Consider the following 20,996-nt stretch of genomic DNA (forward strand, 5'->3'; position numbering starts at 1 on the left):
ATAGTTTTCTTTTTAGAATACCATTTTTTTATTCAGCAACGCCCTATTTACCACTAATATTGCACTCGATTAAGGGCCACAATTACTAACCAAGATTGCTGCTCACAGGGTAAACCAGGTGGGCGGTAGTAATAATCAAAAATATCAAATCCTGCTTGTTCAACACAGGGAGCCAAGCTTTTATATTCCCAACCTACAACATAGCGATAGCCGGTTGGACGAACACTATAACCCTCATGATCACCACGAATCATTGACATAACTATGGCACCATTGGTAACAAGCGATCGCTTTAAATCCTTAAGTACCCTAACCATCGAAGCACGAGGAATATGAATCAGGGATGCATTGGCAAAGATCCCATCAAAGCTCTTTGGTGGCAGCTTGAGGCTCAGAAACAGAGAAATAACGAGCGAGAGTTAGCCACCTAATTTATTGGGTGGCCGGGGAGCGCACCGGGATTTATCCCGGCTCTCGTGTTATTTGCCTCTTTGATTCTCTATATACCTTTTAACTGTCTCTGTGTTAGCGTTTCCAGTGGTTGAGCAGAAATAGCTAGGAGACCAAAGAGTTGGGAGTTTTAACAATTCAGGAAATTCTCTCCTAAGATGGTGAGAAGCTCGACCTTTTACTATGCATGATTATTACCGATGGGGCAAAAGTAGGATCGACCTCCAAGAACATGTGAACATGATCTGGCATTATCTCTAAGGCAATCAATCGCCAGTTGTTATCCTTGCATAACTCAAAAATAATTTCTTGCAGCCTCATTTTTACTCCTCCTGTTAGTACAGGTTTTATTCTTTTTGGGCACCACACAAAGTGATAGTTGAGTAGTGTTACCGAATGAGGATTTGTCCTAAAAATATTTTGGTTTTTGATGGCCATAAGTGTTGAAAGTTGCTGTATTTTAAAGATACTATATATACAAGGAAGTGACAATAATATGTACGGTTGCCAGCAACATTTAATAGCTACGACACCTGAGAATCAAGCAGTTATAGAGTTCATCTGTTCAGAAGCTAACAAGCTAACTAATTGTGGACTATATTATTGCCGTCAAATGTTGTTCAAAGCTGGTAAATACCTCAACAACGCAGAGCTGGACAAAATAATGAAGACTAATGTCCACTTTAAGGCAATGAGGTCTGCCTGTGCTCAACAGACATTACACGGAGTTATTGAGTCTTTCAAGTCTTACAAGGCTCTCAAGAAGCTGTACGACAAAGGGCAATTGACTGACAAGCCTAGAGTCCCAAAGTATCGCAAAAAGGGAGGTCTAGCTGTAGTTAGTTATCCCGCTCGGTGGGTAAAACTAGTAAAAGGTCAACTTAAATTCACTTTAGGGAAGCAGATTAAAGCTTGGTTTGGGATTGACCACTTCTTACTACCGATGCCATCCAATATCGATTTAAAATCAATCAAAGAATATCGTTTTGTTCCTAGGAATGGCTGCTTTTACCTGGAGTTTGTGTATGAAAGGCAAAGCCCTGAGCCAGTACTACAGACGAATAATGTTCTAGGCATCGATCCAGGTCTCAACAATTGGTTAACCTGCGTCTCTACTGTGGGAAAATCATTCATTATAGATGGCAGAAAAGTTAAGTCGCAGAACCAATGGTACAACAAGCGTGTAGCTGCGATTAAAAGAGGAAAATCCCAAGACTACTGGGATGACCAGCTAGCCTCTTTGACCGAGAAGCGCAACCGACAAATGCGTGACAACGTAAATAATGTCGCTAGATTCATAATCAATTGGTGCCAAAGGAATCAAATCAGCACAGTAGTTTTTGGATGGAACAAGCGGAACAAAGACAGTATCAATATTGGCAAAAATAATAACCAGCAGTTTGTGCAAATCCCTACTGCTAAATTGAAGAATCGAATTGAGCAACTGTGCATTGAATACGGCATTAAATTTGTCGAAACCGAAGAGAGTTATACCAGTAAAGCTAGCTTTTTAGATCGTGACTTTATACCTGTGCTCGGCGCGAAACCTGTTCGCGTAGCGTGCGCCAAAGCGCAGGGGTGGAAAGCAAGCGGAAAGAGAGTAAAGCGTGGATTTTATCGGTCAGGCAAAGGCGAATTAATAAATGCCGATTGCAACGGAGCTGGCAACATTTTAAGAAAAGTAGCGACACAGCTAGGGTTTCCCCTAGTCGAGGTCGGTAGAGCAGTTTTGAACCTGCCACAACGATATAGATTAGACTCACTATCTAGATCCTATCGTGAAGCGTCACGTAGCGCGGTTTCAACCCGCGAAGTGACAACAGCTTAGAATCCACGCGGTTTCAACCCGTGGAGAGTTCAAGATTGCTGCCAAACCTCGCATCCTGAAATCTGTTGCGCCATATTCACAAATGCTGGTGTAGCATCGAGACCAATTACTTGATGACCCTGGTCTTTAAAAGCAACCAAGTCTCTACCAGGACCACCTCCTAATCCAGAATCTTGCCTGGATTACGGGGCATAGCATCCACCAAGGCGTTGCGATTTTGAGACACATCGTGATTCCAGGTGCCTTCCCGGAAAGATTCTGCTGTTGCTTGATACTCAGCAATTGTCACTATTTCGTGATCTTCCACAATAGTTCAACCTGGTAATACTCAAGCAAATTTTACTATTTAACTAATAACTCGATAATAAACTCAGCCGCAGTGATATAAATTCGTTCTGGGGGTTGCTCACCTCTAGGCACCTGAACCCACCAGCCTTGGCATCTGGGCGATCGCCACAAATCCAAATGGGCAATTGGTGGTGAAGCATAGAAACTGTCTTCCCCTGCCCCCAATAGCCCTGAACTCCAGTGGGTAAAGTAATCGTGACTAATCCGGTGGATGGGAAAATTGCCATACAGAGGGACACCCCAGCCATCAATAGCGATCAATGCTTGGATGTTTCCTCCCAGTAGCTGCCAACCCCAAGCTGCTGCGATCGCACCCACTACCCCAGCACTGAAGCTGATCAAGACTATGGGAGTCTTCACCAAACCAATGTGACGTTGCAAGAACTCTAAAATATGAATAGCTGAGTAAGCTGGGTAGTCCTGAGCTGGAAAAATTAAGACTTTTTCAGTCCAGGGACTTGATAGCTCCAAGCTTGCTAAAAAATCCTGGGTCAGTTGGGGCTCATGGATACCGGGGCAAATAATTAAGTAGGGGGACATGATTAAACGCTAAAGAGGCAAAGAAGGGAAATCAGCTGGATGTGTAAGACAGTTAAGATGAAGAAATGACTATCAGGACTTACGCGGTTAAGTTGATTTCGCCCCCCTAGCCCCCCAATTCTGGGGGGTAATGATGTCAAAGTCCCCCAGAATTGGGGGACCAACGGGGGCAAATGGGTAAGTCCTGACTATTGAGAAATGACTAATGACTAATGACCAATTGTCCCAAATGCCATCAACCTATCAATAGCAAGGTGATTACCTGTCCCCATTGTGGAGCAATCCTTAAAGCCTATGGTCATCCGGGGATTACCTTACACCAAACCACAGGAGATACACCCTTGTGTGAAACCTGTACCTATCATGCTGATGATACCTGTAACTTTCCCCAACGTCCCTATGCTAAGCAGTGTACCCTTTACGACGATAGTTCTGAAAGTACCTTAGAGCCTGAGCAGATTTATAATCCCCAGCGTGGCTTACTCGAATCGGTCAGGCTCTGGTGTCAAAGAAACCCAGCCTTACTAGGTCTATTGGTATTAATCGCTGCTAGCTTTTTGCTAGCCCTGATGGCAAATAGTTAAATTAAACTAAGTTTAATTTAACTAGTACTCCGTCAACATTGAATCGACTAGACATGATAGTACTAAGCACTACGAAATTGACAGATTGCTAGCAGTCGCTGAGTCGGTTGGTGTTGTCTGTGAGGTGTCTACTTGCAAATGTTCTTTAACCGTAATTTTTTTTTCTTCACACACCTCTAAATCAAACCAGAATGTTGTCCCAACTCCCACTTCACTGACTAAGTGGACTCGGCTATGATGTCTTTCGATAATGTTTCTGACAATTGAAAGCCCCAATCCCGTCCCTTCCAGGGTATGAACTCGGTTTTCTACCCGGAAAAATCGGTCAAAAATCGCCTGTTGGTCTTCTGGAGCAATGCCAATTCCCGTATCAGAGATTTCAATTCGCACCCTCCCTTTTCCTTCTTGGGGCTTGAGTTCGGCTTCTAATTGATAAGCACGAATTACCACTCGTCCACCAGACTGAGTGAATTTCAAGGAGTTGCCCACTAAATTAGCCAAGACTTGGAGCAACAAATCGTAGTGACCCATAACTGGTGGTAAATCTGGTTCAATCTCCTGAGCCAGTTCAATAGTTTGGTCACGAGCGTTGAGCTGATAAGTGCGCAGGGTTTGCTCTATAGGTCGAACAATGTCAAAGGGTTCAAGTTGATAAATTCGACAAGATTCCAACCGTGATAAATCTAGGACATCGTTAACTAGACGGGTTAGTCGGTCAGTTTCCCGATTAGCCGTGTCAAGAAATTCCTTGCGTTCAGCTTCACTAAGTTCTTCCCCGTAGTCGTGGAGGGTTTCGATAAATGATTTAATGTTAAATAGAGGTGTTCTGAGTTCGTGGGAAACATTGCTGATGAAATTGCTTTTTGCTTGATTAAGCTCCACCTCACGGGTAATATCCTGAACAGTGATAGCAATTCCATTAATATTTTCCCGGTATTGGTTGAGTACCTTACTTAAAAGAATGCGAACTGTACGAGAGACCGGTTTGGTCAGAGTAATACGAAACTCTTCACCTTCGCGGGATTCCCGTTCTGTTTCTGTCTGTTTCTCCGCTGTAGCCATTTGATACAGCGGTCGTGTTAGTTCCATTGTGACCACATCAGGAAGATGGTATAAGACATTTTTACCGACAATGTCTTCCTCCTCCCAACCAAAAATCCGCCGTGCTGTCGGGTTGACTAACATTACCTGAAAATTGGTATCAATCAGTACAGCACCATCAGCAATTGTGGAAACTAGAGTCTCTAACTTAGCTTTTTCTGCGGTAAGTTCTTCAATATTTTGCTCCTCATAGCGTTCTAAACGCTCTGCCATGTCATTGAAGCTAGACACCAATTCCTTCAGTTCTACTCCCAAAGGCATCTCAATCCGCTGCTTGAAATTACCAGCAGCAATATTTCTCACCCCTACTAGTAGTTCTTTAATGGGCTTAGTGATAGTCAAGGCGTTCCCCACTGCACCTAAAATCACCATCACCCAGATCGAGATAAACACAGCAATAGTCACATCTCTGGTTAAATTGGAGGAAACCACCACCGTAGGGTTAGGGTTAATCCCGACAGCTAAAACCCCTAAGTATTTGTTTTCGTCAATTAAGGGAACAAACACATCAGTGACTTGACCATCAGGAGTCAGGTGCTGCCGTGCCATGGGCTGATCAGAGTTTTTGGCGTAGCCCTCGGGTAGCTCAATCCGACGCTTAATAGTTAAAGAATTCTTTACTTCTGCTGCGGAGAAAGGAATACCAAAAATTATTTCCCCATCCTCGTCAGCATAGATAATGTAACGCACACTAGAGGTACTACTGTAGAAGCGGCTGGAAAAGCGAGCTAGTTCGTCGAAATTATTTGCCGCAACATGAGGTTCAACGTTGGCAGCCAGCAAGAGACCGAGATCACGACCAAAGCGAGTGTCGTTCATCCTAGCATCCTGCTGAATCGTATTCACCGCCCAGAAGGTCAAGCCACTCATGAGCAATGAGACAACCAGAGTTGCTGCTGCCATTAGCTTGGTCTGGAGGGTAAACTCCGACCACCAACGCCTGATAATGTCGATAAGGGTTTTTAGCAAAGCTAGCAAGGTCGGTTCAACTCTCTCAACAGGGAAGACAACAACACTCTTTCCAAAGGTAGATGCTTTGATTGTGGCAAAGCATCTACTTTTGGCTATCCTCCAATTATAAAGCCAGAAAACCTTACCTCTTGAGTGGAAAATAAAGATGATAGGTGATAAGCGCGTTTGTATCATCGGTTGTGAACATACTCCCAAAGGCCAAGAGGCAAGAGGCAAGAGGCAAGAGGCAAGAGGCAAGAGGGGTTCGAGATCCTCAGTTTTATTGTCCAATAAAAAAAGACCTCCTAGGTTTACATCTCAAATACAAACGCTATAGGTGATAGGTCTTAGGTGTCGGGTTTTAGGATTTAACGCCTAATCATAAAGAAAAACAAGATTATTTATTACTCATAAAGAGAGTTTTATAATTCAAATATATACCCAAAGTTGGCTTTTTTTTGTTTAATTACTCAAATATGATGCATAATAATGCAAAAATCCAAGCTAACACATAACGGGATTTAGAGAAAATAGAAGAATAAAAAAGGGTATAATGATTTGTCGGCAAAGCTTTCACGCCAAAGTGACCCCTAATGAACGAGACAACCCCCGTAGCAATGCCGCATGGCTGAATCAAGGCATGAATATAAGTGGGGTGGGCATCCTCCCCGCCCGAGGCAGGAAACGGGCAAGATGCCCATTCCACAACAAGATGCCCATTCCACAACAAGATGCCCATTCCACAACAAGATGCCCATTCCACAAAACTAATAAAATCATTCCGCATTGATGCAACGCCAGCCATGTTTCCGTGTTTTGGAAAATGGTGGAAACGATTTGATGATCTATTTACTCATAAAGCTCAAAAAAGGGAGTTTGGACATTATTCAGGAGGATTATTGGGGTAATGTGAAAGAAAAAACCTATTTCAAATGGCAGAGAACGCTGTAGGTGTGACCTACCATCGTTTGTCGCATTTTTTAACAAAAGCACCCTGGTCTGGGACAAAGATCAATGAATGTCGCTTGGAGATAATGAATAAGTTTATTCAGACAATAATCAGCAGAGGTTTTAGATTGATAATTGATGATTATGGTCACCAAAAAAGTGACCACTTGACAGAGGGAGTGGGAAGACAGTTATGTCTTTTCGATTTTTTGATTGGTTAACCATGAATTGTAACGTTTTTGCCGTTGATCAAGCAAGTTTGGGCTTCATTCATTTGGGCTTAATTTTTTATAAGTAACGCTATTTCATTTCAATCAGCTTAATCGAGGTATTATGATTACTTGGAGTCGAGTGATAATGAATCAGGAAACGGCAAAGCTTCTAGAAGCTTTGCCGTACCCAGAATGGCGAGCATTGGAAATTTCTGGGCATACTTGGAGAGATTTTGGGTTCCGGGAATATCATACGATCAGTTATCCTGAGTACGATATTTGCTCGAATTCTCTAGCAGAAAGTTTTGATTTAATTATAGCAGAGCAAGTTTTCGAGCATCTATTATATCCCTATCGAGCTTGTCGGAATGTCATTTCTATGCTTTCTCCAGGAGGGTATTTTCTCATCTCCGTTCCCTTTCTAGTCAAGGTTCATAATTACCCCATAGACTGTACCCGGTGGACAGAAACAGGACTCAAATACTTTCTTCACGAATGCGGTTTTCCTCTAGAGACTATTCAAACAGGTTCTTGGGGAAATCGCCAATGTATTATTGCTAACTTCTCTCAATGGATTCCATACAATCCCCAAGTTCACTCGCTAGAAAACGAACCTGACTTTCCCTACCATGTCTGGGCATTAGCTCGTATATAACCTTTTAGCTAGCTGACACAATGAATTTTACTCTACCTTCCCAGTACGACTTTTTACCTCGTTTCTACCGACTCGTATTGACCAATATTCTTTCTAGCATTATTGTGCCTCTGTCTGGGTTAATAGATCTAGCATTCTTAGGACATTTGTCCGATATTCGTTACTTAGCAGGGGTAGCCTTGGCTGGGATCGTCTTTAGCTACTTGTATCGGGTTTTAAAATTCTTACGTTCTTCTACCACTGGTATGACTGCGCAAGCTATGGGAGCAGAGGATGACGAAGCTATGCTACTGATTCTACTGAGGAATGGTCTCATCGCTCTGGGACTCGCTCTCCTAATTCTGACTCTTCAGTACCCGTTACAAAAGCTAGGGTTCACTTTCCTCGTTGGTTCGATGGAGGTGAAAGATGCAGGTCTTGACTACTTTAATGCCCGTATCTGGGGAGCACCGGCTGTTTTATTAAACTTCGTCCTCATCGGTTGGTTGTTTGGGCGAGAAATGAACAGCTTTGTTTTAGTTTTATCTGTAATTGAAAGTGTCGCCAATGTGGTACTGGACTATATATTTATTATTAGGTGGGGGTGGGGCAGTACTGGAGCAGGAGTAACCACAGCCATAAGTCAGTATCTGATGTTGTTAGGGGGATTAACCGTAGTATGCTTCCATATCGATTGGTCAGCCGTGTTAGCAACAATCAAAAAGGTTCTGGACTGGTCGGTTATCAAAGCTACCTCTAAGCTGAACGGGAATCTGTTAGTCCAAAGTTTAACTCAGGTCACAACTTTATCCATTTTCACCAATCTGAGTTCAGCTATGGGGGTTATTGTACTGGTCCAAAATACTGTACTATTGCAAGCAGCAGCTTTATGCCTGTTTGTGGTTCAGGGTGTAGGATTTGCTACCCAAAGTTTGGCAGGCAACTTTAAAGGTCAGGGAGCTTCTTCGCAGTTGGCAAATCTTGCCGTGATCGCTGGAATGACAAGCTTGTTTATTGCCCTTTCTCTAGCTGGTGTATGTATACTCTTTCCAAACTCCGTATTTACGCTTTTAACAAACCATACAGAAGTGACTGAAAATATTTATCGCTATCTTCTGTGGCTATTACCTTTCCAGATTTTTTCCGCCCTGACTTCGAGCCTAGAAGGATACTTTGTAGGACTGACAGAAGGAAAAATTTTGCGCAATTCTAGCTTGGCGGCCTTTAGTATAGGATTTGTGCCGCTCGCAATTGCTGCTTGGTATTGGCATAGCAATAACCTGTTGTGGTTTGCAATGTGTTTATATTCGCTTGTAAGGGCGATCGCCTTGGGGGTAAAGTTGCTAGAGACGTTGCGGGACGATCTTGGGAATGCGACAACCACTTCGACAGCGAGTTGAGAGCGATCCATCTCGCAAATTAATCACGATTAATCTGGGGATAAATACATACAGGTCATTAAAAGCAACAGAGAAAAACATGATAATTTTAATCTATGACCTATATAAAAAACTGCGAACAAGACATCGCGTCTATTTAGTCCACACATTATTAGTCCACACATTAAATAAATGGAGCGATAGCTATTGTTACCTTAGCAAATTTATCGGTCTATTTTTTATTGGTTTTTGCTTAGTCGTTGCCTGTCATGACTCTGGGAACTATCAAAATTCAACTTCACATAAAAGCCAGAGAAGTGATCGCCTTACTATTGGAACGACATTAAAACTTCAAAATATCGACCCTGCTGCTACTTATGGATGGGCTGGAATTAATGTAGTTTATAACCTGAGCAACACTCTCTACGCTAACAAATTGGGCAGAGCCGAGCTAGAACCGCAACTGGCAACAGAAATGCCGGAAATAAGTGAAAATAATTTGCTCTACAAAATTCCTTTGCGGAAAGGAGTAACTTTCCACGACGGTACTCCTTTTAATGCAGAAGCCATGAAGTTTTCCTTGGAACGCTTTATCAAAAATGGCGGCAAACCTTCATTCCTGCTCTCAGAGCTGGTCGAATCTGTAGAAGCCACAGGAGAATATGAACTCAGCATCAAACTGAAACAACCATTCTCTGGGTTTACTGCTATCTTAGCTTTCCCTGGTACTTGTGCAGTTTCTCCCAAAGCTTATGAAATTGGTAAAGAAAAGTTTAATCCTAAAATCTTTGTTGGCACCGGCCCGTATAAGTTGGCTGAGTATAACACCGATTCTATCCGCTTGGATGTTTTTGAGGATTACTGGGGAGAAAAACCAGCTAATAAAGGGGTGGATATGCAGATTTACGCTGATAATCCCGCTAACTTATTTAATAGTTTTCGCACTCATGCCGTCGATATTGCCTATCGAACCCTGGAGCCAGAACAGATAAAAAGTTTGCAAAAAGGCAGCGCTAGAGGAGATTGGCAAGGGATCGAAGCCTCGGGAACTTCCCTAAGCTACATGGTATTGAATTTGAGGCAAGAACCCTTGAATAAACTGGAGGTACGCCAAGCGATCGCGGCTCTGGTCAAGCGTTCTTCGATCGTCCAGCGAGTCTTCCAGAATCAGGTAGAACCAGTTTATAGCCTACTTCCTACTGTCTTTAATGCTTATAAGCCAGTCTTTGAAGAAGCCTATGGGGATGGAGATTACGATCGGGCAAAAGAGTTGTTAAAAAAAGCTGGTTACTCGGCTGAAAATCCTGCAATTGTAGAAATTTGGTATCCTGCTGGTTCTAAAACTTACGAATTAGTAGCTGTTACTTTGAGAGCTTTGGCGGATAAAGAGTTGGATGGAGCGCTAGTTTTTGAGATCGAGAGTGTAGACACTGCCACTGCTGCTAGTAATCTATCTAAAGGAGTCTATCCCAGTTTTCTTTTAGAGTGGTATCCCGACTTTTTAGACCCAGATAACTATATTCAACCCTTTTTAGATTGCGATCGGGGCTCTGAGGTAACAGGTTGTAAGGAAGGTGCTGCTCAAAGTCTAGGTTCATTTTTCTATAGCGATCGCGCCAATAAGTTAATTGACGCGCAGCGCCAAGAGCGAGACCCAGAAGCTCGCCACAAAATCTTGGCAGAACTTCAAGACATCCTAGCTCGGGAGATTCCTTACATTCCCCTTTGGCAAAACAAGGATTTTGTTTTTGCTCATAATGGGCTTGAAGGCATCACAACCAATCCCAGTCAGTATTTGCCTTTCTGGACGATTAGGAAGTAACTCAACTTTTTCAGTTTCGCAAGCAAGCCCTAATTATGCCTTATATCCATAAAAATCGGACAGAGTGTCATTAATCAAATGATTAATATAGGCAATTTCTTTTTCATTTAAGTATTCTGCGAACCCGCCAACTTTACCCTTTCTAGTTTTGTAGGATTCTTCATCTTCTAGATTAGCAGGTTTTAGCTTAAGATCGAATTTTTGCGTTTTTTCCATATTTCGCATCTTCTCAAAAGAAGAGTAATTCACCGCTTCGTTAATTACCTCATCTCGGTATTGCACTCCCAAAAAATCTAGAACTATTCTTAATTCTTGGTGGGGATTTTCGTGGATATCTTCATAACGTACTAGCAAAAAATATTTAGGTATATGTCGATTTTTTTCCCAGATATTGTAATATCTCAATAGAGTCTTTAAGCTACCTACATCTTCATAAAGAAACTCTGACAAATTACCTTCATAAGGTTTAATCCTATCTAGGTATTTTTTTAAGCTTTTATCTTGTTTGAAACCATCTGCCCATAAATAAACCCGTTTTTTTTGCTCGAAATAAGCAGAAACAACCACATCTCTTGGATCTCGAACCAAAAAGATAACTTTGACATTTTTGTACCGATCTTTCGATGTTTGAAGTTCCTCTGGTTTGTTCCATTGGGGGTTATCATCGTGATCTATCAGAATTGTCGGAATGTTCGGGTGCAACTCCGCTAGGGGTGTCAATGATAACATTTTCTGTTTAATATCGGGATGAGATAAATCAAATTGTTGTTGTAGGGCTGTACCTATCATTAATCTCAACCATGTACGTCCGCATTTAGGGAATGAAATTAGATAAGCATCAACGTAATTATGCATGTGTCAATTGTCGCTGGGGTAGTGGATCGCAAGTAGTGTTTGAGCATCTCAAACCCCTTGGCCGATTGCGCTCAAGTTACTACATCTTTACTATTACCACAAAAAGTGGCATGGGACGTTTACATTTTTATTATTCCCAGTGGGACTTAAACGAAGTTTAAGCCCAAATAGACCCCAAACCCTCTTTGTGAGCAGCAAATACATCCCTATTTTTGGTCAGCCAATCGAATAAACTATCAATACATAGCTTTACGAAAAGCTTTATTAGCTTCAGTAAATGTCTTCAAATGTTGATTATAACATATTCTTTATACTCCTCCATTTAACTCATTAAAAATAATAAAAACATAGGCACAAAACACCAATAACTTCAAAAATCCTAATAAGGCTTCGTATTCCCTCATTTATATTTTTTATAATCATATTTTTCTTGGGTAGTTTCGATAACAAAAATTCCTCAGTTTATTTTAAATTAGGTTGATAATAGCCATTATGTTGTTACTTTTTCTGACTCAACATTTGTGTGTGATAAAATAGTCAATATCTGTCGCTTCTTCAAAAGAACTAGCATTCATTACGATAGCAAAAGTTCTTTATCCTGGTTCTTCAGTACCTGGTATGCTAAATTTCCAGTTAAAAAACTTATAAAGCTTACTGTATAAGGATTCTTAGGCTATTCAACTAACAAAATTTTCCTTTATACGGCCTCTGACCACTGTTCCCTGTTCCCTGTTCCCTGTTCCCTCTTACATACTGTTTATTTAGCATAACAAGTACGGAAGAGCCTTTATCCTTCTAGACTAGACAATCTCCCACTGAATGTTGCTAGCCAAACCGTCTTTAGTTTATCTAAACTTAAATTTATTTATTAAAATTACTATTATGGCAAGATTTTTTATAATTTACCTAGACTAAGTTTTATTTTAATTACTGATTTTTTGATTATTATTTTTTAGTTTTTAGCAACTACTACTATATATTTTAGCTTTCTTTTTTATACTTATTTCAAAAAGCTTTTATTGTTACCATACCCAGCATCAATTAACAATATTTTTGGTTGGTAACCTCTTGACAAGCTTCTCTCATTCCAGTTTTCAAGTAACTGGGGTGGCTTTGTCAACCCCAGTTACTTGAATGCTTACATTATAATTGCTTTTTTTGAACCCTAAAATCCTTGCTTAGCAAAGATTTTAGGGTTTATTTTATGCTAAATTAGCATAACTACCCCAGAAGAACCGGAATCATTAATCCAATGTCCCCAAGTTTTTTACCCTTGAAGAGAGCCAAATTCAAAATAGTGGCGGTAATTTTGATGAAATTATTGATTTGGGCCATGCTGTGGGCGAGCGCTCCAGCCAATGTCAAGGCTGAAGAAGCCGCCTCACCCTGGCAGAGACATACCATCGAGCAAGGTACTGATGAGGTGCGCGGTGCTGACGGAGTGCGCCTGGCAGATGTTAACGGCGATGGATTATTGGATATTGCCACCCCCTGGGAAGAAGCGGGTCTAATTAAAATTTATCTCAACCCTGGCCATAGTAAGTCCAAGGCCCCTTGGCCTCAAGTCACTGTAGGTAAAGTTGCTTCCCCAGAAGATGCTGTATTTGCAGACTTGGACGGAGATGGAGTGATCGATGTAATTAGTTCCAGCGAGGGGGAAACTAAAACCTTATCCGTACATTGGGCACCGAAGGAAAAAACAGATTATCTCTCAGAGTCATTCTGGGAAACCAAGGCCATTCCTGCAAGCTTGAATAAGCAGCAGTGGATGTTTGCCTTGCCCTTACAGCTCGATGGCAAACATGGCCTCGATTTAGTAGCTGGAGGCAAAAATAGGAAAGCTCAAATTGGTTGGTTCGAGGCTCCAGAGAATCCCCGAGACTTATCGGCTTGGCAGTGGCATTCTCTATACGACGCTGGCTGGATCATGTCTTTAGTAGCGGCAGATTTAGACAGAGATGGGGATTTAGATCTTGTAGCCTCCGATCGTCTGAGCCAAAATCGCGGTTGTCTGTGGTTCGAGAATCCCAGTTTGCCAGGAGCGATGGCCGAAAAATGGCCCCTCCATCGGATCGGTGATGTAGAAAGTTATGGCGATCGAGAGGTAATGTTTCTGGAGCTTGTCGATTTAGATAAAGATGGATTGCTTGATATTTTAGTCGCCATCAGAGGGCAAGAATTAATTTACTTTCGTCAAATTTCAGCTAAACTCGACCAATGGGAAGAATTTACGATTAACTTACCCGAAAATACTGGAAATGCTAAAAGCCTGAAAGTTGCCGATATTAATTTAGACGGAAAGCTAGATATTGTTTTCAGCAGCGAAAATGCACGGGATAAATCCTCTGTAATGTGGCTATCGGATGCAGCACAATCCATTAACTCCGATTTAGCAGCTTACGACATTAGCGGTTTAGAGGGGATTAAGTTTGATTTAGTGCAATTAATCGATTTAGATGGAGATGGAGATTTAGACGTACTTACCAGCGAAGAAACCACTAACTTAGGAGTGGTTTGGTATGAAAATCCAATTCTACCCAGATAGCGGGGATCGCTAATATTGTTCTGAACGATCGTGTCAAAATCAACTCATGAACTGCTACCATAGTAGGGTGGCTTCGTTAATTTAACAATATCGATGACAGATTTGGGGATAACTGCTGGAGAAAACTATAACGATTATGTGGGTCCCGCAGAAGAGTACGATTTCATGGGAGCATCTCAATTTCGGTTGCTCTGTACACTGGGACTTCGGTCCAAGCATAAATTGCTCGATTTCGGCTGTGGCTCACTTCGTGCAGGTCGGCTTTTCCTGACTTACCTTGATGAAGGTTGCTATTACGGGGTCGATCCTAACAGGTGGTTAATCGAGGATGCGATAAAATTTCAAGTTGGACAGGATCTCCTCCGTATCAAGAAACCGTTCTTTAGTTACAATGATCAATTCTCTTTGGCCGAATTTGAAACCCATTTTGATTTTATCCTCGCACAGTCCATATTGACTCATACTGGGATTGACCTAGTGAGGCTTTGTCTCCAGAACTTTGCTAGATATTTGAAACCTGATGGTCTCATCCTTGCTACCTTTTTGGAGGGAGATTCTGACACTGAAGGAGATAGTTGGGAATACCCGATGTGTGTAACATTTCGACCATCGACAATTAGGCAATTAGCACAGGATGTGGGGCTTGTAGGAATTTCAATCCCCTGGTTTCGTCCAAGACAAACTTGGTATGTTTTTGCGAAAAATCCAGACCGTCTTCCCACTGAGGCTATGTTTCCTTATCTTCATGGTGCTGTCTTGTTTGATTCGATGTTGGGGAGTTGAAAAAAATAAAAGGCTCTATCCCTGGGGTCTCCTGGGTTTGTGCTTGAAAAGGTTCGCCATCATACAAAAAACTACTTGCTTTACACGAAAAAAAGTCTCCATTCAACGGCTTCAGAATTGATAAGCTTGCCTTACGATTAAAAACTCAGGAGACCCTATTCCTGTTTAAGGAAGGCTGAGGTTGAAAACCCATCAAATCTTTGCCAGAAAAAGGTTTCAGGATGGAAGTCGGCCTTAATTGAGACATCTGCTCCTGGGATTTGCCATAATTAGCTACCCTTTGGAAGTCAAATAGCGATTAGCCTCATCTTCACTAAGCAGAACTAGCGGCGATCGCTCTGGATCTGAAAAGAAGGCTGGACTTTCCTTTTTGGGAAGGGCGCTCTGTTCAAGTGAGCTGTATGTAATTACAAAATTTCGACGCTCAAAGGGAGAAATGTTGGCAACTGAACCATGCAATGTATCGTAATGTACGAACAAAACTGAGCCAGCAGGACCTTTCGGCGCTGAAATCCCTGACTTCTCTACAAATTTCACAAACGTTCCTCGATCTACGGTCAATGGTACACTGGCTGTGGGACTCTGTACAACGCTGTGATCCCAATCCAGTAAACCTTGTGTGTGAGACCCAGGTATATAATAAATTGGCCCATTGAACTCATTAACCTCGTCTAAAAAAAGGATGACATTTCCCCCTTTCGGCGCGGAAATTTTTTCGTAATGCTGTGCGAAGGCTGAGTCTTGATGCCATCCCCACATTCCTCCTGTAAATGCTGACTTCATCACTATTTTGCTACGGAAGACGTATAACTCACGACCGAAAAGCTGTTGTGCGGGTTCAAGTAAGCGCGGGTGACGGACTAAACTGCGAAAAATCCGGTTGGTGAGATGAATTCCGTAAAGGGTGCGTAAGGTTTCCTCATCTTCTTCCCAAGCTCGCCCCAATGTCTCATCAGCTACAACGATTGGTACTTGAGCGCGGATTGCCGAAACTTCCTCGGAGGAAAAACACTCTGAAATGAATAAAAAACCTTGTTCTTCATATTGTTCTATCTGATCTTTTGTTAGTTTCATTTCTTGTACTCCAAAATGATATCGACAGCTTTTTGGATTCCTCCTGCTTCTCGAAATGATTTGCTTAGCCGTTTGATGCTATCACGAATTTCATTATCTTCTATTACCTGTTCAACAATTTTTTTGAATTCTCTAGGCTGAATACTTTTCTGCTTCACCCATCGTCCTAACCTTAATTCTTCCACTCGATTAGCAACTAGATATTGATCTCCTCCTTGAGGAAAAACAATCATTGGAACTTGGTTAAGAATTGCCTCCCAAGTGCTGTTTGTTCCTCCATGGGTAATAAAAACACTAGCGTGCTGGAGAATACTTAGCTGCGGTACATAATTTCTTACTATAAAGTTAGATGGAATCTGTCCGAGCGATTCAACATCAACCATCTCACCTACGGCCATCACTATCGTGCGATCGCTGTCTTTGAATGCTTGTAAACACTTTTCATAAAAAGGATATTTTGTATTATAAAATTTAACTGATCCTAAGGATATATAAATGATTGAGTTGTTCTGAATTGTTTTTAATGGTAGCTCGGGTTCTAAAGGTCTATCGATATAGCAGGGTCCAGTAAAATGATAGTTTTTATTGAATTTCGAACGCTGGATCTGAAACATTTCGGATGCATAGACAATATTTAAATCCCCTCGTAAGTTCATACAATTCGGTTGCAGCTTAAAAACATCACGCTCTTCGATCCGCTTGAGTGGGTACTTTTGTATCAATTGTCGCCAAAGCTGCCTATCTCGATTAAAGAGGCGTAGATGTCGAGGAGTTTCAGCAATCGGATAGGCTTCTAGTAAAAGCTGTATTGGGGGAAAAAAACTAGGCGGTAGTAGGAAATTCGTGTGAATGCAAACTGTTGAGAGATTGAGTAAGTCACCCAGCACAGCTCCCCATAAGCATTTTGATGTAAAAATGAGTAACTTGGGTCGATCACGTTCGAGTTGTGCTAACAAAATCGGTACAGCATCTAAAGTGTACTCTATAACGCGGGATTGAAGCGTCACATCCTCGGGTGCTTCCTTCATCTTGGGAAGATTACAGAATCTTGCTCCATGAGACTCGATCAGATCTCGCAATTCCTCAAAGCAGTAACAAGCTATTTCTTCTCCACGCTGAGCTAGTTCATTCGTTATTCCAACCGTTGTCGCCATTCGCGAGTAAATTGGAAGGTCAAAGAAAACAATATTGGACATTGGATAATGAGAGGGCCGGATTCAAAAATCACGAATTGCTTCAAGCTGTCTCTGAGGGTTTATCAAAACCAATTAAATTTTAAACCAGTTTCAACGTTTTAGAGATAAAGTCAATATGAGGACTTTTATTGGGAATTCCCGTTCCTAAATGCATCCCATAAATTCCTTCATTCATAACCGAATTGACTTCCCAATCCACACAAGTTACTATACCAGTATTACAACCAAAAGCCATCTCCGTGAGACTTAGTTGTCTTTCTGGATGAAGTTCTACATCAAGTAATGCAGAGGTTTCATCGCGACCATCTAATACCAAGCGAGTTACAGAGTTATCTTCCAGCTCTATATATTTTTCTTGACTAGATGCGATGCGCTCGGATAGGGCTTTTAAAGCCATCTGGTTGCGCTCTTTTATCACTCGCTTATTTGCAGAATAAAGAATACCGTCGAAATAAAAAATCCCTTCCACTGAAAAACTGGATTTATTTCCTTTGATATTTACGACCGAACTTTCCCATAACTCAGCAATGGAGTAAAACCAACCTGCTTGTAATTCATCTTCAGCATTAGCAACCTCCAAGCTTTCCGCCAACTGACACTTTAGTTGACTACCTCTGTCATCGGACAAATATAGTCCCCCTTGAACCTCAGCAATTTTATTATAAGTCTTACTTCTCAGCACTAGCCCTTGTTCGAGATTGAGGCTATTAGCCTCTAGCAGCCGCTCCAACGAATAAACAATTCCCTCAAAACTGCCATCAAACTTGACTGCTGGCAAATGGACAACCGTACTTTCGGATACATTCCATAGTTCTTTCAGACGGTCATGATAGTCGTAGTCGGAAAAGACAACAAATGCGGCCTCTCTATTTCTAAAATCATAATCATCAAACAGAATGGTTTGATATCCTTCCCGATCAAGGTAGGAACGCAATTGATGATTATCAACAATGATCATCATCTTCTTGCCGATTAGGGACTCGTAAAAATCTAAAATACGCATTAATTTATTTAAACTTTGCTAATTTATCGCCTTTAATCCTCAACTATTTTGATAGTCTGGGAGATAAAGTTAACATATGGACATTTGTATGCTGTTCCCATCCCTAAATGCATGCCATGTATAACTCGATTAATTATGGAATTTACTTTCCAATCCACTCTTTTTATTAGCATGGCATTACAACCAAAACCAATTTCGGTAATGCTCATCTTCCTCTCAGCATCCAGATCTAGGTCTAGCAATAAACTCGTTTTATCCTGACCATCTATCACTAGTCGAGCGATTGAATTATCTTCAATATCAATATATTTTTTCCGGCTGGATGTTACAGCCCTAAATAAGCAGCTTAATGCTTCTTTGTTGCGCTCTTTCGTCTCTGGTAGGGTAGAACCGTGTATCATTCCATCGAAAAAAAGCCTTCCTTCTACCGAGAAACTGGATTTATTACCTTGAATATTTACTATCGAAGTTTCCCAAAACTCAGAAATAGAGTAAAAATATCCTGCTCTAAGACTATTTTCGCTATTGACAACTTCTAAAGTTTCTGCAAACCAAAACTTCAACTCACTGCCTCTTTCATCAGCTAAATATAACTCCTCTGAGCTGTTGGCGATTCTGTCATATATCTGACTCCTTCGCTCTAAATTTTCTTCAATTTTGCAACCTAGAACCCGATCGAATGCATAAACAATTGCCTCCAAGCTTTCATCATGCCTAACTGCTGCGAGTTGTACGATTGTACTTATCGAGCTATTGGATAGAGCTAGCAATCGCCTGTAGCAGTCATAATCTGAAACTATGGTGAAGACAACTTGATTTTTTGTAAAGTCATAGTTTTCAAACAATATCGTTTCATATCCTCGATCTCCGAGGTAAGTAAGCAGCTGAGAGTTATCTACAATAATTGGAACTTGTTTTTGAATTAACGATCTATAAAAATCTCGAATATCCACCTTAATGTCTTACTTATACTCACCTAGATTTGCTGGCTTACAATAAAGCCTTAAACTCAGATATAACAGTATTTTTTTTTTGGGTGGAAAAATGAAAATCAAGTCGCAAGCAAATTGCTTTAGGAGATCTTTACAAACTCACTACTATAAGTAAGAAACTTCCCGATATCAACGATTCCCAAGCAAGATTTATTAGAGTTCGCGACCGCACGGAAAGAAAAGTTGGCAAAGATCTCTTTGTTCCCTAAGCAAGGCAAACGCATCTAAATTATAGAAGCCTTACTCAGCAAAGATTTCAAAATTAATAAGCCAAAATACTTATCCTATGAATCTCATATCTAGTAGGCATTTCAAAATAAGATGCGTTTACGCTGGTTTGCTAGGTTCTAAGCCAGTTCTGACTTACCAGTAAACATTACCCAGTTTACTGCGGGTATTCTTGTCAACTTGTTCGAGTTTACGCTTTTTGCTTGCGGTTTCTTTGTGCTGTGTTTCTTTTTTGATTTCTTTTTTCATTGGATTTACTCCCGTTCGTTGGGAATTAGTGTACTGCATCCGAAATTTCAGATGACACTGTTTATTTTGGATGGAAACTAATGAACACCTTTTATTCTTTATGATTTCTTTATATTATCTTTAATTTTGTTTACATTAAAACTATTTGCCTTGCCCTGCTTGACTGACAAAAGTAAGAGCTGGAGGTCTTCCCCAGGGCAAGCGCATCTAATTTTGTAGTCAAAAATACAGAGTATTTTTAACAATTGTGATTAATCGAGAGATTTGAGTATTAAAGATGTTAAGTATTAGGCTAAGAGAGTAAAGCATCTATCCTGATTGACTGACAAAACTGGCAGTGGTAAAGTTGTAGTGCTTTGAGTAGGGTTTGGTCAAGGTAACGGGAGCGAAAATCACTACTTGTGTACCACTACCCACCTATAACCTCATCACTCTTCTTGCCCAGATAGGACAAAATCCCAAGACCTAAGCCCACACTGCTAGCAGTCACTAACCAAAAACCACTGGTAAATTCTGGAGATTGGTCCAATGCCCAACCTCCTAAAGACGGTCCAATCAAGTAACCTACTGCCCAACACTGAGATTCAAGAGAAAAGTAAACTCCTCGCAAAGATTGTGGAGCTAAATCCCCCACCAAAGAAGAGGCAGAAGGGATATAAATCACCTTAGCTAAGGCTAAGAGTAACAAAGCACAAAATGCTGGAATAACTGCAAGATTATCAACAATTCCTGTGAGCCACACTAACACAAATCCTCCAGACCACAGCAGTAAAGAAACCATCAAGATATTGGTGCGTTTAAACTGGTTTAGAAAGCGGGCAACAGGTAGTTGGAAAATGGGAAAGGGACTGATTCCATCTGTTTGTAGTGTCCTTCATTCCAGAAGAGTTGTCTAGTCCTATCACTGACTATGTTAAATACCTATTTTGTCAAGTACAATTTATACAAAATAGCTGCAATTACCCTGCTACTATTGATAGTCAAGCATCCTTTACTCCGGAGAATATCTATTTTCGGGAAGATCGGGTGAGACAAGTCTTTGGGATTAAAATCACTATTGATAATCCTGGGGGGTTTGCTAAACCAGGGATGCCAGCCGATGCCGAAATTATTACTGAATCGAATACAGTAAAAATACAGATGATAGATTTGAGGGAATGACAAATATATAAGATAATAGTCAATAGTTTAACTGACGGATATCAATGTTTAACTCAGATATTTTAGGTAATCTAGCGTTTATCAATTTAATAAGGTACACTCTCTAACCATCT

Annotated in this window: 20 protein-coding genes and 2 pseudogenes; 10 read left to right on the plus strand and 12 right to left on the minus strand. The window is 41.1% G+C overall.

Features of this window, described 5'->3' with window-relative positions; genetic code table 11:
• Positions 1-53: 53 nt before the first annotated feature.
• The gene (locus F6K57_RS01875) at positions 54-317 is read right to left on the minus strand and encodes a hypothetical protein (protein WP_293064301.1); all 264 of its coding nucleotides are present in this window, start codon (positions 315-317) and stop codon (positions 54-56) included.
• A gap of 162 nt (positions 318-479) precedes the next feature.
• Positions 480-888: pseudogene (gene tnpA / locus F6K57_RS01880) on the minus strand (IS200/IS605 family transposase).
• Positions 889-946: 58 nt separating this feature from the next.
• Between tnpA and F6K57_RS01885 the strand changes: the two are divergent.
• Positions 947-2,278, plus strand: a complete 1,332-nt coding sequence (locus F6K57_RS01885; protein ID WP_293064304.1) for a transposase — start codon at positions 947-949, stop codon at positions 2,276-2,278.
• Between the two features lie 160 nt (positions 2,279-2,438).
• Here the strand turns inward: F6K57_RS01885 and F6K57_RS01890 are convergent, their stop codons facing one another.
• Both F6K57_RS01890 and F6K57_RS01895 read right to left on the minus strand, forming a co-directional pair.
• Entirely contained in the window at positions 2,439-2,585 is a 147-nt protein-coding gene (locus F6K57_RS01890; RefSeq protein WP_293019029.1) for a hypothetical protein, read from the minus strand.
• Positions 2,586-2,620: 35 nt separating this feature from the next.
• Entirely contained in the window at positions 2,621-3,166 is a 546-nt protein-coding gene (locus tag F6K57_RS01895) for a hypothetical protein (RefSeq protein ID WP_293037397.1), read from the minus strand.
• 212 nt (positions 3,167-3,378) lie between these two features.
• Between F6K57_RS01895 and F6K57_RS01900 the strand changes: the two genes are divergently transcribed.
• A complete protein-coding gene (locus F6K57_RS01900; RefSeq protein ID WP_293019031.1) occupies positions 3,379-3,750 on the plus strand; it encodes a zinc ribbon domain-containing protein in 372 nt (123 codons plus the stop codon).
• A 69-nt stretch (positions 3,751-3,819) separates the two neighbouring features.
• On the opposite strand, the gene nblS is transcribed toward F6K57_RS01900, so the two are convergent.
• Positions 3,820-5,829 (minus strand): two-component system sensor histidine kinase NblS, encoded by a 2,010-nt coding sequence (gene nblS / locus F6K57_RS01905; RefSeq protein ID WP_293064496.1) that lies wholly within the window; start codon positions 5,827-5,829, stop codon positions 3,820-3,822.
• 606 nt (positions 5,830-6,435) lie between these two features.
• Positions 6,436-6,582, minus strand: a complete 147-nt coding sequence (locus tag F6K57_RS01910; protein ID WP_293064505.1) for a hypothetical protein — start codon at positions 6,580-6,582, stop codon at positions 6,436-6,438.
• Between F6K57_RS01910 and F6K57_RS01915 the strand changes: the two are divergent.
• The 4 genes and pseudogenes from F6K57_RS01915 to F6K57_RS01930 all read left to right on the plus strand — a co-directional run.
• Positions 6,534-6,941, plus strand: a pseudogene (locus F6K57_RS01915) (transposase); the annotation flags it as partial. The gene F6K57_RS01910 and the pseudogene F6K57_RS01915 overlap by 49 nt on opposite strands.
• A 166-nt stretch (positions 6,942-7,107) precedes the next feature.
• The gene (locus F6K57_RS01920; RefSeq protein ID WP_293019032.1) at positions 7,108-7,617 is read left to right on the plus strand and encodes a methyltransferase domain-containing protein; all 510 of its coding nucleotides are present in this window, start codon (positions 7,108-7,110) and stop codon (positions 7,615-7,617) included.
• A 20-nt stretch (positions 7,618-7,637) separates the two neighbouring features.
• Positions 7,638-8,996, plus strand: coding sequence for a guanitoxin biosynthesis MATE family efflux transporter GntT (gntT, locus tag F6K57_RS01925; protein ID WP_293019033.1), 1,359 nt, complete (start codon positions 7,638-7,640; stop codon positions 8,994-8,996).
• Positions 8,968-10,797 carry an ABC transporter substrate-binding protein gene (locus F6K57_RS01930; protein WP_293064309.1) on the plus strand — a complete coding sequence of 610 codons (1,830 nt, stop codon included), beginning with the start codon at positions 8,968-8,970 and terminating at the stop codon, positions 10,795-10,797. Before gntT ends, F6K57_RS01930 begins: the two co-directional genes overlap by 29 nt.
• A 33-nt stretch (positions 10,798-10,830) precedes the next feature.
• Here the strand turns inward: F6K57_RS01930 and F6K57_RS01935 are convergent, their stop codons facing one another.
• Positions 10,831-11,586: a sulfotransferase domain-containing protein gene (locus F6K57_RS01935; protein ID WP_293064312.1), complete on the minus strand. Its 756-nt coding sequence runs from the start codon at positions 11,584-11,586 to the stop codon at positions 10,831-10,833.
• Positions 11,587-11,618: 32 nt separating this feature from the next.
• Here F6K57_RS01935 and F6K57_RS01940 point away from each other — a divergent pair, with 32 nt between their 5' ends.
• The 3 genes from F6K57_RS01940 to F6K57_RS01950 all read left to right on the plus strand — a co-directional run bounded on the left by F6K57_RS01940 (position 11,619) and on the right by F6K57_RS01950 (position 14,980).
• Positions 11,619-11,813: a hypothetical protein gene (locus tag F6K57_RS01940; RefSeq protein ID WP_293064315.1), complete on the plus strand. Its 195-nt coding sequence runs from the start codon at positions 11,619-11,621 to the stop codon at positions 11,811-11,813.
• Between the two features lie 1,172 nt (positions 11,814-12,985).
• Entirely contained in the window at positions 12,986-14,197 is a 1,212-nt protein-coding gene (locus tag F6K57_RS01945; protein WP_293064318.1) for a VCBS repeat-containing protein, read from the plus strand.
• Positions 14,198-14,290: 93 nt separating this feature from the next.
• On the plus strand, positions 14,291-14,980 hold the full coding sequence (locus F6K57_RS01950; protein ID WP_293064321.1) for a class I SAM-dependent methyltransferase: 690 nt from the start codon (positions 14,291-14,293) through the stop codon (positions 14,978-14,980).
• A 273-nt stretch (positions 14,981-15,253) separates the two neighbouring features.
• Here F6K57_RS01950 and F6K57_RS01955 read toward each other — a convergent pair whose 3' ends face one another.
• The 5 genes from F6K57_RS01955 to F6K57_RS01975 form a co-directional block, all read right to left on the minus strand.
• Positions 15,254-16,054, minus strand: coding sequence for a phytanoyl-CoA dioxygenase family protein (locus F6K57_RS01955; RefSeq protein WP_293019041.1), 801 nt, complete (start codon positions 16,052-16,054; stop codon positions 15,254-15,256).
• Positions 16,051-17,250, minus strand: a complete 1,200-nt coding sequence (locus F6K57_RS01960) for a macrolide family glycosyltransferase (RefSeq protein ID WP_293019043.1) — start codon at positions 17,248-17,250, stop codon at positions 16,051-16,053. Before F6K57_RS01960 ends, F6K57_RS01955 begins: the two co-directional genes overlap by 4 nt.
• Positions 17,251-17,329: 79 nt before the next feature.
• Complete coding sequence (locus F6K57_RS01965; RefSeq protein ID WP_293019045.1) at positions 17,330-18,253, minus strand: hypothetical protein; 924 nt, start codon at positions 18,251-18,253, stop codon at positions 17,330-17,332.
• Between the two features lie 32 nt (positions 18,254-18,285).
• A complete protein-coding gene (locus tag F6K57_RS01970) occupies positions 18,286-19,206 on the minus strand; it encodes a hypothetical protein (protein WP_293064325.1) in 921 nt (306 codons plus the stop codon).
• 925 nt (positions 19,207-20,131) lie between these two features.
• Positions 20,132-20,575 (minus strand): MFS transporter, encoded by a 444-nt coding sequence (locus tag F6K57_RS01975; protein ID WP_364300894.1) that lies wholly within the window; start codon positions 20,573-20,575, stop codon positions 20,132-20,134.
• 14 nt (positions 20,576-20,589) lie between these two features.
• On the opposite strand from F6K57_RS01975, the gene F6K57_RS01980 reads away from it, so the two are divergent.
• Entirely contained in the window at positions 20,590-20,883 is a 294-nt protein-coding gene (locus tag F6K57_RS01980) for a hypothetical protein (RefSeq protein ID WP_293064328.1), read from the plus strand.
• Positions 20,884-20,996 lie beyond the last annotated feature (113 nt).

The organism is Moorena sp. SIO4A5, from assembly GCF_010672005.1.
Lineage (GTDB): Bacteria > Cyanobacteriota > Cyanobacteriia > Cyanobacteriales > Coleofasciculaceae > Moorena.

Coding starts and splice junctions, on each gene's coding strand:
- F6K57_RS01920 (WP_293019032.1), top strand. CDS start 7,108: ATGAATCAGGAAACGGCAAAGCTTCTAGAAGCTTTGCCGTACCCAGAA.
- F6K57_RS01875 (WP_293064301.1), bottom strand. CDS start 317: ATGGTTAGGGTACTTAAGGATTTAAAGCGATCGCTTGTTACCAATGGT.
- F6K57_RS01940 (WP_293064315.1), top strand. CDS start 11,619: ATGAAATTAGATAAGCATCAACGTAATTATGCATGTGTCAATTGTCGC.
- F6K57_RS01950 (WP_293064321.1), top strand. CDS start 14,291: ATGACAGATTTGGGGATAACTGCTGGAGAAAACTATAACGATTATGTG.
- F6K57_RS01885 (WP_293064304.1), top strand. CDS start 947: ATGTACGGTTGCCAGCAACATTTAATAGCTACGACACCTGAGAATCAA.
- F6K57_RS01895 (WP_293037397.1), bottom strand. CDS start 3,166: ATGTCCCCCTACTTAATTATTTGCCCCGGTATCCATGAGCCCCAACTG.
- F6K57_RS01945 (WP_293064318.1), top strand. CDS start 12,986: ATGCTGTGGGCGAGCGCTCCAGCCAATGTCAAGGCTGAAGAAGCCGCC.
- F6K57_RS01965 (WP_293019045.1), bottom strand. CDS start 18,253: ATGCGTATTTTAGATTTTTACGAGTCCCTAATCGGCAAGAAGATGATG.
- gntT (WP_293019033.1), top strand. CDS start 7,638: ATGAATTTTACTCTACCTTCCCAGTACGACTTTTTACCTCGTTTCTAC.
- F6K57_RS01930 (WP_293064309.1), top strand. CDS start 8,968: ATGCGACAACCACTTCGACAGCGAGTTGAGAGCGATCCATCTCGCAAA.
- F6K57_RS01955 (WP_293019041.1), bottom strand. CDS start 16,054: ATGAAACTAACAAAAGATCAGATAGAACAATATGAAGAACAAGGTTTT.
- F6K57_RS01960 (WP_293019043.1), bottom strand. CDS start 17,250: ATGTCCAATATTGTTTTCTTTGACCTTCCAATTTACTCGCGAATGGCG.
- F6K57_RS01910 (WP_293064505.1), bottom strand. CDS start 6,582: ATGATTTTATTAGTTTTGTGGAATGGGCATCTTGTTGTGGAATGGGCA.
- F6K57_RS01900 (WP_293019031.1), top strand. CDS start 3,379: ATGACCAATTGTCCCAAATGCCATCAACCTATCAATAGCAAGGTGATT.
- F6K57_RS01935 (WP_293064312.1), bottom strand. CDS start 11,586: ATGATAGGTACAGCCCTACAACAACAATTTGATTTATCTCATCCCGAT.